Raw genomic sequence first — 15396 nt, 5'->3', positions numbered from 1 at the left:
CGGCGTGCCAGCCTGCGGCGACACACATCCGCCGTACGGTCCGGGGCCGGGCTATCTCTTTTCCATACCGGGCGCGATGTAGAGAAGTTATGAGAGCCCCGCCCAACACTGCCTCCGGACGGTGTCACCAGGACGCCGAGCAGGCGTGGTGCGGAGGAGGCGATGGCACAGATGACAGGTGCGGCAATCACCGGGCTCGGGGCGTACCGGCCGAGCAGACTGATCACCAACGAGGAGATCGCCGGAGAGGCAGGCGTGACTCCGGAGTGGATCGAGGAGCGGACCGGCATCCGGTCGCGCTACCGGTCCGGGCCGGAGGAATCCGTGACGATGATGGCCGCCGAGGCCGGCGGCAAGGCGTTGGCGATGGCGAACGTGGACCCCGCCGACGTGGACCTTGTCATCCTCGCCTCGGCGACGAAGAAGGACCGCATCCCGGGCGGGGCACCCGAGGTGGCCAGCCGGATCGGCATCACCACCACCGGCGCGTTCGACCTGAACGCCGCCTGCGCCGGCTTCGCGTACTCGATCGGGCTCGCGGCGAACGAGATCCGGGTGGGCAGCGCCCGCAACGTGCTCGTCGTCGGCGCGGAACAGCTGAGCCGCTTCATCGACCCGGAGGACCCGGCGACGTACGTCATCTTCGGTGACGGTGCGGGTGCCGCTGTGGTCTCCCCGTCGGAGGTCGACGGGATCAGCCCGACCGTGTGGGGCAGCGACGGCTCGCGGGCCGACATCCTCGGCACCAAGTGGGACGCCAACGGCCGCGAGTTCGCCAAGATGGACGGCCCGCTGGTCTACCGCTGGTCGACGAAGAACGTGCCGAGGGTGGCCCGCAAGGTGTGCGCCTTCGCCGGCATCGAGCTGTCGGACATCGACTGGTTCGTGCCGCACCAGGCGAACCTCCGCATCGTCGACCAGTTGGCCGAGATCCTCCAGATCCCTGACGAGAAGGTCGCCAAGGACATCGTCGACACCGGCAACACCTCTGCCGCGTCGGTGCCGCTGGCGCTCAGCCGGCTGCACGAGAGCGGCCGGACCAGCCCCGGCGACCGCGTGATGCTCCTCGGCTTCGGGGCGGGACTCGCCTACGCCGGTCAGATCATCCGGATGCCCTGACCCACTTCGATCAAGATCCCCTTCCTACGAAAGGACAAGCACCATGACGATGACCGTGAACCAGGTGTCCCTCGACGTCGTGTCGCTCACCCGCAAGCTGATGACCGACGACGTCGACCGGGAGATCAACGCCAGCGACACGTTCGTCGACCTCGGGCTGGACAGCCTCAAGCTCGTCGACCTGCTCGCCGCCGTGGAGACCCACTTCGACATCGAGGTGCCGGACGAGCTGGTCGGCAGCTTCACAAAGGTCCAGGACCTCAGCGACTTCGTGCTCTCCGCCAGGTCTTCGGGGTGACCGAGGACGTCCGGGAGCTGTCGGTTGGACAGCGGGCGCTGTGGCTTGTCCACCGGCTGGCCCCGGACAGCCCGGCCAGCAACGTGGTCCACGGGCTGCACGTCGAACCGGTGCTCGACCCCGACCTGGTACGCGGGGCGTTGGCGGCGGTGCGAGCACGGCACGACATGCTCCGGTCCCGATTCGTGCAGACGGAGCAGGGACCGGTGCGGGTCGTCGATCCCGACCTCGGGTGCGAGGTCGAGATCCACGATGTTGCCGACCTGGACGACGACGGGCTGCTGCGCCGCTGCCAGGAGTTCGGCGACCAGCCGCTACGGCTGGCACAGGACGGTCCGATGCGTGTGGCGTTGCTGCGGCGGCGCACCGACTGCGTGCTGGTGGTGGTGATCCATCACATCGCCACCGACTTCCACTCGCAGCGGATCGTCTGGCAGGAGTTGGACGCCGCGTACGGGGCGTTGCAGGCCGGTCGGCCGGTGGAGTTGCCGCCGGTCTCCGGTAGCTACGACGACTTCCTGGACCGGGAGCGGGCGGCCCTGTCCGGCGAGCGGGGCGAGCGGTTGCGCGCCTACTGGGATCAGGTCTGCGACGGCACCACTGCGGCCACCCTGCCGACCGATCGGCCCCGTCCGCCCGTGCGCTCGTTCCGGGGCGGCGCGTTCAGTCAGGACCTCACGGACGACCTCGCCGGCCGGCTGCGGGAGACCGCGGCGGCGGCAGGGGTGACGCCGTACGCCGTAGTGCTCGCCGCGTTCCAGGCGACCATGTACCGCTACACCGGCCTGGGGGAGCTCACCGTCGGTTGTCCGGCCTCGCTGCGGCGGGGACGGGCGCTGCGGGGGGTGGTCGGCATGTTGATCAACACGATCGCGCTGCGGGGGTCGTTCGACGCGGACACCACGTTCGCGACGGCGATCAGCGCGGCGGGCCGACAGTTGACCGACGCCGTGGCCCATGCCGCCTACCCGTTCCCGCTGCTGCGGTCGGGCCGGCGGAACCAGGACCCGCCGGTGCGGGTGACCGTCACCCTGCTGGCCCACCAGCACGGCGACAACTACACCACCCGGCGGCACGCGTTCGCCGGGCACCAGATCCGGCTGCTGGACATCCCGTACGACGAGGGGCAGTTCGACCTGTCGGCGACCCTCACCCAGTACCAGGACGGCCGGCTCCAGGCGGAGTTCGGCTACGACACCGACCTGTTCGACGAGGCGACAGTGCAGCGGCTGGCAGGGCACTTCCTCCAGATGCTGCGGGTGGCCTGCACGGCGCCGGAGACGGTGGTGTCCCTGGCACCGATGGTCGACCAGGCCGAACTGCGCGAACTGCTGGCGCTCGGCACCCGATAGACCGGTGCGGCGTGGCCCGCGGTTCCCCCGTGCCGCAGGGCCGGCACTCCCGCCGCACGGGCCGGATCCGGCTGGCGCGACCCCCGTCGCCGGCCGGATCCAGGCCCGATATGGCCGCCCGACGCACAGGTATAGGGGCGGTATAGCGCTGATTGACAACGTCCCTGGCATTGGTAGGTCACTTGTGGAGGGAGGAACGGTGCGCGAGGGCATCCTCTCGACGGTCGGGAACACACCGCTGGTACAGCTGGTCCGGTTGTTTCCGGAGTTCCCCTCCCGGTTGTTCGTCAAGCTCGAACGCTTCAATCCCGGCGGCAGCATCAAGGACCGCACCGCGCTGAGCATGCTGCGCGCCAAGGTCGAATCCGGGGAGCTGGTGCCCGGCCGATCGGTGGTCGTCGAGTCCAGCTCGGGCAACCTGGCCATCGGCCTGGCCCAGTTCTGTGCGTACTACGCGATCCGGTTCATCTGCGTTGTCGACCCGAAGACCACCCGGCAGAACCTCGCGATCCTTACCGCGTACCACGCGGAGATCGAGATGGTCGAGCACCCCGACCCGGTCAGCGGCGAGTACCTGCCGGCCCGACAGCGTCGCGTCCGCGAGCTGTGCGAGCAGCTCCCGCACGCCTACCGCCCGGACCAGTACGCCAATCCGCTCAACGCCGCCGCGCAGCGGCAGACGATGGCTGAGATAGTGACAGCGCTCGACGGTCAGATCGACTATCTGTTCTGCTCCACCGGCACCTGCGGGACGCTCGTCGGCTGCGTCGGCTACCTGCGCGACCACGGGCTCTCCACGCGCGTGGTGGCGGTGGACGCGGTGGGCAGCGCCATCTTCGGCGACGAGCCGGCGACCCGGCTGATCCCCGGGCACGGCGCCTCGGTAGTGCCGCCGCTGGCCGTCGACGCCACCCCGGACGAGATCATGCACGTCTCCGACCTGGACTGCGTGGTCGGCTGCCGGTTGCTGCTGCACCGGGAGGCCATCCTCGCCGGCGGGTCCTCCGGCGCCACGGTGTCCGCGCTGCGCCGACGGATGGCCGACATCCCCGCGGGCGCCACCGCGGTGCTGATTCTGCCCGACAACGGCGATCGCTACCTCGACACGATCTATTCCGATCAATGGGTGTCCGGGCACTTCGGGGAGATCACCCACCTGTGGAAGGACGCTACGTGCTGATCATCGGTAGGGCTGTGGTGCGGGACATCCTCGACGGCGACGACGCCCGGGCGGTGGATCTGGTCCGGAACGCGTACCTGTTGCACGAGCAGGGCCGCACGAGCCTGCCGCACTCGGTTTTCCTGCGCTTCCCCCAGCGACCCCGCGACCGCATCATCGGCCTGCCCGCCTACCTCGGCGCCGATTCACCGGTGAGCGGCATCAAGTGGATCTCCTCGTTCCCCGGCAACCTGGCCTCCGGGCTGGAGCGGGCCAGCGCGGCCATCCTGCTGAACTCGATGCGTACCGGCCACCCGGTGGCGCTGATCGAGGGGTCGGTCATCTCGGCCCGGCGTACCGCGGCGAGCGCTGCGCTCGCCGCCGGCCTGCTCACCGCGCACCGCCGCCCGGACGGCCTGGCCCTGATCGGCTGCGGCCTGATCAACCAGCAGGTGCTGCGGTTCGTGGCGGGCACCGTCGCCCCGCCGCCGGCGCTGACGCTGTTCGACACCGACCCGCGCCGGGCCGAGGCCTTCGCCGAGACAGCCCGGACGCTGCTGCCGGGTACGCCGACGACACTGGCCGGGACCGCCGAGGAGGCGTTGGCCGCGCACCGGCTGACCTCGATCGCCACCACCGCCACCGAACCCCACCTCGACCTGGCCGCCTGCCAGCCCGGCGCGGTAGTGCTGCACCTGTCCCTGCGCGACCTGCTTCCCGAGGGTCTGCTGGCCGCGCGCAACGTGGTCGACGACGCCGACCACGCCTGCCGCGAGGGCACCTCGTTGCAGTTGGCCGAGCAGCTCACCGGCGGCCGGGACTTCATCCACGCCACCATCGGCGCGCTGGCCGGCGGCCAGACGCGGCTGCCCGTGGACGACGTACCGGTGGTGGTGTCCCCGTTCGGCCTCGGCGTGCTGGACCTCGCGCTCGCCGAGCACGTCCGCGCCACCGCCGAACGGCGGGGCCTGGGCGTACGCGTCGACGACTTCCTACCCGTGGTGGACGCCGCCGTGGCGTCCGCCTGATTCCCGAAGGAGTGGCAATGACCGACAACCGCAGCTACCGCGTGGTGCTCAACGACGAGGAGCAGTACTCGGTCTGGTGGACCGACCGGGACCTGCCCGCCGGCTGGCGTGCCGAGGGCACCGAGGGCACCCGCGACGAATGCCTGGCCCGGATCGGCGAGATCTGGACCGACATGCGGCCGCTGAGCCTGCGTCAGCGCATGGAGTCCCAGGCCACGGCCTGACCAACTGATCCGATCCCACGTCCGCGCCCGGTCCCCCGGAGGAGCACCATGAGTATCGTTCCGCCTGCGGCGCCCGCAGTCGCAGCCACCTTCCAGGGGGCGGGCACCCTGTCCGAGCTGATCGCCCGGCAGGCCGTACTGACCCCCACCGCCATCGCGGTGAGCGGCGACACCGAGCGACTTGACTACGCCGGACTGGACCGGCGGGCCAACCAGCTCGGTCGGTACCTGGCCGAGCTGGGCGTCGGCCCGGAATCGCTTGTCGCTGTCAACCTGGACCGCGGCGTCGACCTCGTGGTCGCGCTGCTGGGTGTGTGGCGTGCCGGTGCCGCGTACCTGCCGCTGGACCCGACCCACCCCGCCGAGCGGCGGCGGCGTCTCCTCGCCGACAGCGGGGCCGAGGTGCTGCTCACCCGCGACGCGCTGCGCGACGAGGCGACGCCGGACCGGGTGGTGTGCCTGGACACCGACCGGGCGGCTATCGCGGCCTGCCCGGACACCGCCGCGGTGCCGTCACCCGACCCGGACTCGGTGGCGTACGCCATCTACACCTCCGGGTCGACAGGCCATCCCAAGGGCGTGCTGATCACCCACCGTGGCATCGGCAACCGGGTGACGTGGACGATCCGGGAGCACGACCTGGGCCCCGGCGACCGGGTGCTCCAGAAGACATCGGTCAGTTTCGACGCGGCGGGCTGGGAGTTCTTCGCCCCGCTGGCCAGCGGCGGCACTGTGGTGCTCGCACCGGACGGGGCGCACCGGGACCCGGCCGCCCTGGTCGCGGCCGTCATCCGGCACCGGATCACCGTCCTTCAGGGAGTGCCGTCGGTGTTCGCCCGGCTTGTCGACCAGCCCGGCTGGGCGGACTGCACGAGTCTGCGGCTGGTCTTCTCGGCCGGGGAACCGTTGCACGCAGACCTGTGCCGGCGGCTGACCGTCACGCCCGACGTGCGGGTGTGGAACACGTACGGCCCCACCGAGTGCGCCATCGACGTGACAGCGCACCCGGTGGACACGGCGCAGCCGGCCGGGCCGGTGCCGATCGGCCGGCCACTTCCCGGCGTACGCGTCCAGGTGCTCGGCGTCGACCGGCGGCCGGTGCCGGTGGGTGTGGTCGGCGAGCTCTACATCGGTGGGGCCAACCTGGGCCGGGGCTATCTGCACCGGCCGGACCTGACCGCCGAACGGTTCGTGCCCGACGAGTACGGGCCACCCGGCGCCCGCCTCTACCGCACCGGTGACCAGGTCCGGTGGCGTGCTGACCGGAGCCTTGAGTTCGTCGGTCGGGTCGATCACCAGCTCAAGGTCAACGGCGTACGGATCGAACCGGCCGAGGTGGAGGCGGTGCTCGCCGCCCACCCGGACATCCAGGCGGCGGTGGTGGTGGGGCACACCGACCCGGCCGGTCGCCGGCAGCTCGCCGCGTACGTCGCCGGTCGACGGTCACTCGACCCGGCGGCCCTGCGCGCGTTCTGCGTCGGCCGGCTGCCCGAGGCGCTGGTGCCTGCCGTGTTCCAGCCGGTGGCGGAGTTCCCGCTCACCGCCAGCGGCAAGATCGACCGGTCCGCCCTGCCGGCGATCGACACTCTCGACCGGCCGGCGCTACGGCTTCCGCGAACGGCAGCCGAACGGACCGTCGCGGCCATCTGGCGGGACCTGCTCGGCGTCGACGAGATCGGCGTCGACGACGACTTCTACCAGCTCGGCGGCTCCTCGCTCGTGACGCTGGCGCTGGAGAGCCAGCTCAGCGGCGCCGGCGGCACGGTGACGCTGCGCGACCTGCTCACCCACACCACGGTGGCCGCGCAGGCACGGCTGCTGGAGGCGGCCACCCCGGCCACCCCGGCCACCCCGGCCACCTCGGCCACCTCGGCCACCCAGGCCGCCTCGCCGGTGCTGCCGGTGGGGCGCGACAGGCCCCTGCCACTGTCCGCCGCCCAGCACCGGCTGTGGATGCTCGACCAGCTCGACCCGGGCAGCAAGGAATGGGTCGTTCCCGTGCACGTACGGCTGCCCGCCACCACCCGCCCCGACCACGTCCGGGCGGCCCTGCACGCGTTGGAGACACGGCACGAGCCGCTGCGTACCCGCTATCTGGTGGTCGACGGCGTGGCCCGCCAGCAGGTCGTGGCGCCGGAGACCGTCGACCTGGAGGTGCGCGACGTCAGCCACGGCGGGCTGGCCGAACTGATCACCGAACAGCTCGGCCGAGGCTTCGACCTGCACACCGGTCCGCTGTGGCGGGCCGGACTCGCCGTCGCCACAGGCCGCGATCACCTGCTGGTGCTGGCCGTGCACCACATCGCGTCCGACGCCGGTACCGCCGACGTCCTCGAACGGGACCTGCGGGAGTTGTGCGCCGCCGCCGCGCAGGGACGACCGGCGGACCTGCCGGAGCTGCCGGTGCAGTACGCCGACTACGCGGTCTGGCAGCAGCGGCACCTCACCGACGAGGTCGTCGGGCGTGAGTTGGCGTACTGGCGGGAGGCGCTGGCCGGGGTGCCGCAGCTGGAGCTGCCGCTTGACCGTCCGCGCCCGGCCCGGCGGGACGCGCAGGGCAGCATGCTCGGCTTCACCGTCGGGGCGGACGTCGCCGGCGCTCTGACCGATGTGGGTCGGCGCTGCGCGGCCAGCCCGTTCATGACACTGCTCACCGGCTTCGCCACGGTTCTCGCCCGCTACACAGGGCAGTGGGACATGCCGATCGGCACGCCCACATCGGGGCACCGGCCCGCCGAGCTGGACCAGATCGCCGGGATCTTCCTCAATCCGGTGGTGCTGCGCTGCACTCTGGACCCGGCGTCCGGCTTCACTCAGGCCGTACGGGCGGTCCGCAACCGGACCGTCGCGGCGCTGGTCCACCAGGACCTGCCTTTCGACCGGGTGGTAAACGACCTGGTCGGTGAGCGGGACCTCTCCCGTACCCCGCTCTACCAGGTGGCGCTGAACTACCAGGAGGGCGGGATCACCGGCCGGATGGCCGACGACCCGCTCACGATCGACGCGCTGCGGCAGGCGTCCACGGTGGCCAAGACCGACCTGACAGTGCACCTGTGGCCGCAGCCGGACGGCTCGCTCGCCGGAGCCGTGGAGTACGCCACGACGCTGTTCGACGAAGCCACAGTGCGACGGTTCGCCGACCACTTCGTCCGGCTGCTGGGCGCTGCCGCCGCCGAGCCGGACGCCCGCCTGGACGGGCTCGACCCGTTCTCGGCCGAGGAACGGCACCAGTTGCTGCACCTGTGGAACGGGCCGACGGTGCCCCGTCCGGCCACCACTGTTGTCGACAGGTTCGAGGCGCGTCGCGCGGTGGCACCGCAGGCGGTGGCGTTGCGCCACGGCGAGGCGTGCACCAGCTACGCCGAGTTGGACGACAGGGCCAACCGCTTCGCCAACCACCTGCGCCGCTCCAACGTCGCGCCGGGGGCGACCGTCGCCGTACTGCTGGGTCGGGGACCCGACCTGGTGGCCGCGATCCTCGGCTGCTGGAAGGCGGGTGCCGCCTGCCTTCCGTTGGACCCCTCGTATCCGGCCGAGCGGATCGACTACCTGCTCGACACCGCAGGCGTGGGCCTCGCCGTCACCGAATCGCGGTTCGCCGACCGGTTCGCAGTGCCCACCCTCCAGGTGGACACCCACCGGCTGATGGTCAGTTCCGAACCGCACACCGCGCCGGCCCGCGACCTCGACCCGGCCCAGACGGCGTACGTGCTGTTCACCTCCGGATCGACAGGCCGCCCCAAGGGGGTGCTGCTCTCCCACGCGGCGGTCACGAACTTCCTGGCCTGCGCCACCGAGACCGAGGCGCTCGGCGACCGGGGAGGCCGCCCGGCCGGCGGTGGTGCGCCGCTCTTCTCCACGATCGCCTTCGACCTGTCGATCTCCAACCTCTGGGGCCCGCTGGTGGCCGGGCAGCCGGTGACCCTGCTGCCGCAGGAGTTTGACCTCACCCAGCTCGGCGCTCTGTTGCTGGCCGCCGGGCCGTACGACCGCTTCATCATGACGCCCCCGCACCTGGAGCTGCTGGCCACGCAGGTGGACGCCGCGCAGGCGCAGCGGCTGGCCGGTCAGCTCTGGGTGGCCGGTGGGGTGCTGCGCCGGTCGGTGGCCAACCAGTGGCTCGAACTGCTCGGTCCGGGCGGCCTGATCAACTCCTACGGCCCTACCGAAACCACAGTGATCATGTCGGCGTACCCGGTGGTGGAGCCGCAGACCAGCGAGATCGTGTCGATCGGCCGCCCGATGGCGAACACAGTCGTGCGGATCCTGGACGACGAGATGCGGCTGCTGCCGGTCGGCGCCGTCGGCGAGCTGTACATCGGTGGCGCATGCCTGGCCACCGGCTATCTCGGGCGGCCAGAGCTGACCGCCGAACGCTTCGTGCCCGACCCCTACGGCCCGCCGGGCACCCGCCTCTACCGCAGCGGCGACCGGGGCCACTGGCGGCCCGACGGCACGATGGCCTTCGTCGGTCGCGTCGACGACCAGGTGAAGGTCCGCGGCTACCGGATCGAACCCGACGAGATCAGCGCCGTCGTCGCCGAACATCCGCGGGTACGCGACTGCGTGGTCCTCGCCCACCAGGACCGCCTGGTCGCCTTCTACATCGGCGAGGCCACCGACCTGGCCGCGTACTGCGCCCGGCAGTTGCCCGAGTTCATGGTGCCGGGCCTGTTCGTGCCGGTGGAGCGGATCCCGCTCAACGCCAACGGCAAGGTGGACCGGGACGCCCTGCGCGGCAGGCTCGACGCGGCGCTCGCCGACGGCACCGCCGACCCCACCGAGTTCGTCGCACCGCAGAGCGTTGTCGAGAAGCGGGTCGCCGCGATCTGGGCGGAACTGCTCGACGGGCGGATCGGCGCGACCACGGACTTCTTCCTCCTGGGCGGCCACTCGGTGCTGGCCGCCCGGCTGATCGCCGGGTTGCAGGAGGAGTTCGACCTCGACCTGCCGATCCGGCTGGTGTTCGAGCACCCCACGGTGCGCGCCCAGGCGCTCGCCATCGAAGACCTGATCCGAGCTGAGGTCGACGCGCTGGACGCAGCCGATCTCACCCACGACCTTTCGCGATCCGAGGAGTACCCGGCATGACCAGCATCGCCAACGAGCCGAACCTGCGTGAAGAACTCGTCCAGCGTCGCCTGGCCGGCCGTCGTACCGGCCGCCGGGACCGGATCCCGACCGTCGACCGGTCGGGGGAGCTGCCGCTGTCGTACGGCCAGCAGCAGATGTGGTTCCTCAACCGGATGGACCCCACGAGCGCCGAGTTCCTGGTCTCCTGCGCGCTGCGACTGCGCGGGCAGTTGGATGCCGACGTGCTGGGCCGCGCCCTCGACGCCCTGGTCGCCCGGCACGAGATTCTTCGCACCCGCTACGCCCTCGCCGGCACCGCTCCGATCCAGGTGATCGACACTCCGACGAGCCGCGACCTGCCGGTGGTGGACCTGACCGACCGACCGCGCACCGAGCGGGAGGCAGCGCTCGACGCGTTGCTCGCCGACGCCGCGCTCACCGGGTTCGACCTGGCCGAGGACTGGCCTGTGCGGGCCGTGCTGGTCCGGCTGGACACCGACGAGCACGTCCTCGCCCTGGTGCTGCACCACATCGCCTGCGACGCGCCGTCCCTCGCGGTGCTCACCGGTGAGCTGGCCGAGCTGTACGCCGCCCTCCGGGCCGGCGTCGAGCCCTGGTTGCCGGTGCCCGCCGTCCAGTTCGCCGACTTCGCCGCCTGGCAGCGCGGCCGACTGCGCGCCGACGCGGTGGCCCGGTCGCTCGACTACTGGCGCGACCAACTGGCCGGGCTGACGCCTGTGGAGCTGCCGGCCGACCGGACCCGGCCGAAGAACCGGGACTGGCGCGGCTCGTCGGTGCCGTTCACACTGACCGCCGAACTCTCCGCCGCGCTGCGCGGGGTCGCCCGCGACGCCGGCACCACTGTCTTCGTCACCCTGCTCAGCGCCTACCAGGTGCTGCTGTCGCGCTACACCGGCCGGACCGACCTCGCCGTGGGCACCGTGTCGTCCGCGCGTAGCCGCGTGGAGCTGCACAACCTGGTCGGGTACGGCATCGACAACCTGGTGCTGCGCGCCCGCTGGAGTGGTGACCCGTCGTTCGCCGCCCTGCTGGAGCAGACCCGCAACACGGTGCTGGGCGCGTTCGACAACACCGACGCCCCGTTCGCCCTGCTCGCCGACGAGCTGGAACCGGAGCGTGATCTCTCCCGGACGCCGCTCTACCAGGTCGCGTTCACCCTCCAGTCCGAGCCGCCCGCCATCGACTGGCCCGGCGACCTCAGCGTGGAATCTGTCGAGCTGCCCCTGCGCACGTCCAAGGTGGACCTGACCCTGCACATGATGGAGGGCGCCGACGGCGGACTGCGCGGCCGGATCGAGTACGCCACAGCCCTGTTCGACACGGCCACCGTCGAGCGTGCCGCCGACCACCTGGTGCGGCTCCTGGAGCAGGTGGCGGCCGACCCGACGGCCCGACTCTCCGACCTGGCCATCCTCGGCCCCGCCGAGCTGGCCGTTGTGACTCAGGGGCCGGTCACCGCCGACCCGGTCACCGGCACCGTGCACGGCGTCTTCGAGGCGGTCGCTGCCACCCACCCCGACACGGCGGCGCTGACGGTCGGCGGCACCACCAGTGGGTACGCCGAGCTGAACGCCGACGCCAACCGGCTCGCCCACTGGCTGCGCGGCCACGGCGCCGGCCCGGAGCGGCTGGTCGGGGTCCACCTCGACCACGGCCCCGAACTGGTGCCGGCCCTGCTCGGCGTGCTCAAGTCCGGTGCGGCGTACCTGCCCCTCGACCCGGCCTCGCCTGACGAACGCCTCGATTTCATGATCAACGATGCCGGCGCGGCGATCGTGCTTACCACCACCGCCTACAGTGACCGGTTCGCCGACTTCGACGGAACCGTCGTGCTGTTGGACGCCCCGGAATTCGCCACGGAACTGTCCGCCCAGCCGGCCACCGACCCGGCCGTGCCGATGGACGTGGACAACCTCTGTTACGTCATCTACACCTCGGGCTCCACCGGCCGGCCCAAGGGCGTGGCGGTGGCCCACCGGCAGGTGCTGCGGCTGCTGACCGTCACCGCCGGCGACTACCGGTTCGGCGCCGACGACGTGTGGACGCTGCTGCACTCGTACGCCTTCGACTTCTCGGTCTGGGAGATCTGGGGTTGCCTGCTGCACGGCGGTCGCCTCCTTGTGGTGCCCCGGGCGCTGGCCCGATCCCCGCAGGAGCTGCTCGACGAGCTGATCGCGCAGCGGGTCACGGTGCTCTGCCAGACGCCCACGGCGTTCCGCGCGCTGGTAGGGCTGGCGGCCGAGGGCGACCCCAGGGTGGACCAGCTCGCCCTGCGGGTGGTGACCTTCGGCGGCGAGAAACTGGACTTCACAGAGCTGGCGCCGTGGGTGGCAAGCCGTGGCGTGGACACGCCGCAACTGATCAACATGTACGGGATCACCGAGACCACAGTGCACACCACGTACCACCGGGTCGTCGCCGCCGAGGTGGGCGGCACCGCCAGCCGGATCGGCGTACCCCTGTCGGACCTCACGGTCCACCTGCTCGACGCCGACGGTCGGCCGGTGCCGATCGGCGTGCCCGGCGAGATCCACGTGGGCGGCCCAGGTGTCGCCCGCGGCTACCTGGGTCGCGCCGACCTGACCGCGCAGCGGTTCGTGCCGGACCCGTGGGGGCCTGCCGGTTCGCGGCTCTACCGCAGCGGCGACCTCGCCCGACGGCACGCCGACGGAGGGTTGGAGTTCGTCGGACGCATCGACCACCAGGTCAAGATCCGTGGTTACCGGGTGGAGTTGGGTGAGATCGAGGCGGCCCTTACCGTCCTGCCCGGCGTCCGGGACGCGGTGGTGGTGCTGCGCGAGGACACCCCGGGCGACCAGCGGCTCACCGCGTACCTGGTGGCCGATGACACGTCGACGCTGCTGCGCCCCTCGCAGCTGCGCGCGGCGCTGGGTCGGACGCTGCCGGACTACATGGTCCCGGCGGCGTTCATGCCGCTGCCCCGGATCCCGCTCACCGTCAACGGCAAGCTCGACCAGGCCGCGCTGCCCGCCCCGGGTCGGTCGGTGGTCGCCGTCGACAGGCCGTACGTGGCCCCGCGCACCACTGTGGAGCAGCAGCTCGCCGATGTCTGGACCGCCACGCTCGGGCTGGACCGGGTGGGCGTACAGGACGGCTTCTTCGACCTCGGCGGTGACTCCATCCGCGCCGTGGCGCTGGCCGGCGCACTGCGGGCGGCGCACTTCGACGTGGAGGTCCGGGACATCTTCGAGCGGCGTACCGTCGCCGAGCTGGCCGAACTGCTCACCGCGCGGCCCGCCACCGAGCCGGAGCCGACCGTCGCCCCGTTCGAGCTGGTCGGCGAGGCGGACCGGGCCGTGCTGCCCGCCGGCGTGGTGGACGCCTACCCGTGCACCCAGGGGCAGCTCGGCATGCTTGTCGAGCTGCTGTCCGACACCGAGCAGAACCCGTACCACAACGTGACCAGCTACCGGGTTCGTGGCGAAGGGGAGTTCTCCCTGGAGGCGCTGCGCGCCGCCGCGGCGCTGCTTGTGCGCCGCCACGAGGTGCTGCGTACCTCCTTCGACCTGACCAGCTATTCGGTGCCGATGCAGTTGGTGCACGCCACCGCCGAGCTGACCGTCACGCACGACCACACGGTCACCACCGAGCGGGCCGAGCTGGACCGGGAACTGCGCGAGCACATCGCTGTCGAGCGGGCCCAACTGTTCGACCTCGATCGCCCGTCGCTGCTGCGGCTGCACGCCCGTACCTGCCCGGACGGCAGCTGGTGGCTCACCATCACCGAGTGCCACCCGATCCTGGACGGATGGAGCTACCACTCGCTGATCATGGAACTGGTCCGCGCCTACCACCAGATCCGTGCCGGAGAGCCGCTCTCGCCGCAGCCGATCCCGTCGGTGCGGTTCGCCGACGCCGTCGCCGCCGAACGACTGTCGGTCACCGGCGACGAGGACCGGGAGTTCTGGCGTGGGGTGCTGGCCGGACGGGTCCGTCACGACCTGCCCACCGGCTGGGGTGACCCCGACGCGCCGGAGGGCGCCAAGCACGAGCACTGGGTGCCGGTGCAGGACCTCGAAGCCTCGCTGCGGGACCTGGCCCGGCGCCTCGGTGTGCCGTTCAAGTCGGTGATGCTTGCCGCGCACCTCAAGGTGATGAGCCAGCTGACCGGCGCCGATCGGTTCTACACAGGGCTGGTCTGCAACATCCGCCCCGAGGCGGCCGGTGCCGACCGGGTGTACGGCATGCACCTCAACACGGTGCCGGTCGGCTACGACGGCCCGGCCGCCACCTGGTCGGAGCTGATCCAGCGGACCTTCGCCGCCGAACTGGCGATGTGGCCGCACCGGCGCTACCCGCTGTCCACCCTGCAACGTGAGGTCGGCGAGGACGCCCGCATGCTCGACGTGCGGTTCAGCTTCCACGACTTCCACCAGATCGACACCGACGACATCGACTACGCCGAGTCCATCGACGACAGTCCCACCGAGTTCCCGCTCGGCGTGTTCAGCCGGCTCGGCTTCCTCACCCTCCAGGCCAGCCAACGCAACGTCGGCCACGACGCCCTGCGCCGCCTGGGCGCGATGTACCGGTCGGTGTTGGAGGCCATGGTCGCGGACTCCGGCGGGGACGCGCGGGTGGTGTGTCTGCCGACCGCCGAGGTGTCCGTGGCGATGGCCGACAGCGACGGCGGGGTGGAGCCGGTGTCGGGGTCGGTCCTGCGGTGGTTCGAGGACCAGGTCGCTCGAGTGCCCTCGAACGAGGCCGTCAATGGTGTGTCGTTCGCCGAGTTGGATGCTCGGGCGGTGGCGTTGGGGTCGTGGTTGGCCTCGCGTGGTGTGTCGCGGGGTTCGGTGGTGGGGGTGTTGCTGGATCGGGGTGCCGATCTGGTGGCCGCGCTGCTGGGTGTCTGGAAGGCGGGTGCGGCGTTCGTGCCGGTGGACCCGTCGTACCCGGTGGGCCGGGTCGAGACCATGTTGGCCGATGCGGGCGCGTCGGTGCTCGTGACGTCGCCGGGGCACGTGGATCGCTGCCCCGATGGTGTCGAGGTGCTGACCGTCGACTCTGTGCCGCAGGTGGAGTCGGTGGTGTTGCCGGGTGTGGTGGATTTGGATGATTTGGCGTATGTGATTTTCACGTCGGGTTCGACTGGTCGGCCGAA

General features: G+C 71.5%; 8 protein-coding genes. All 8 read left to right on the top strand.

Going from position 1 to position 15396, the window contains the following annotated elements:
- Positions 1-162: 162 nt before the first annotated feature.
- Positions 163-1119 (top strand): beta-ketoacyl-ACP synthase III, encoded by a 957-nt coding sequence (locus tag ACPXB1_RS27210; protein WP_355592121.1) that lies wholly within the window; start codon positions 163-165, stop codon positions 1117-1119.
- A 43-nt stretch (positions 1120-1162) separates the two neighbouring features.
- Positions 1163-1417, top strand: a complete 255-nt coding sequence (locus ACPXB1_RS27205) for an acyl carrier protein (protein ID WP_425735980.1) — start codon at positions 1163-1165, stop codon at positions 1415-1417.
- The gene (locus ACPXB1_RS27200) at positions 1414-2769 is read left to right on the top strand and encodes a condensation domain-containing protein (protein WP_355592117.1); all 1356 of its coding nucleotides are present in this window, start codon (positions 1414-1416) and stop codon (positions 2767-2769) included. Before ACPXB1_RS27205 ends, ACPXB1_RS27200 begins: the two co-directional genes overlap by 4 nt.
- A gap of 211 nt (positions 2770-2980) precedes the next feature.
- Positions 2981-3949, top strand: a complete 969-nt coding sequence (gene sbnA / locus ACPXB1_RS27195) for a 2,3-diaminopropionate biosynthesis protein SbnA (RefSeq protein ID WP_355631385.1) — start codon at positions 2981-2983, stop codon at positions 3947-3949.
- Complete coding sequence (sbnB, locus tag ACPXB1_RS27190; RefSeq protein ID WP_355592115.1) at positions 3943-4956, top strand: 2,3-diaminopropionate biosynthesis protein SbnB; 1014 nt, start codon at positions 3943-3945, stop codon at positions 4954-4956. The genes sbnA and sbnB overlap by 7 nt, the downstream gene beginning before the upstream one ends.
- Positions 4957-4973: 17 nt before the next feature.
- Positions 4974-5180, top strand: coding sequence for an MbtH family protein (locus ACPXB1_RS27185; protein ID WP_053655527.1), 207 nt, complete (start codon positions 4974-4976; stop codon positions 5178-5180).
- A gap of 48 nt (positions 5181-5228) precedes the next feature.
- On the top strand, positions 5229-10271 hold the full coding sequence (locus ACPXB1_RS27180) for an amino acid adenylation domain-containing protein (protein ID WP_425735979.1): 5043 nt from the start codon (positions 5229-5231) through the stop codon (positions 10269-10271).
- Positions 10268-15396 (top strand): amino acid adenylation domain-containing protein (locus tag ACPXB1_RS27175; RefSeq protein ID WP_425735978.1); only part of this gene is annotated, 5129 nt, incomplete at its 3' end. The genes ACPXB1_RS27180 and ACPXB1_RS27175, both read left to right, overlap by 4 nt.

This window comes from Micromonospora sp. DT68 (genome assembly GCF_049847245.1).
GTDB lineage: Bacteria > Actinomycetota > Actinomycetes > Mycobacteriales > Micromonosporaceae > Micromonospora > Micromonospora profundi.
Note: the sequence above shows the minus strand (reverse complement) of the source record. Positions and strands in the feature narration are given on the sequence as shown.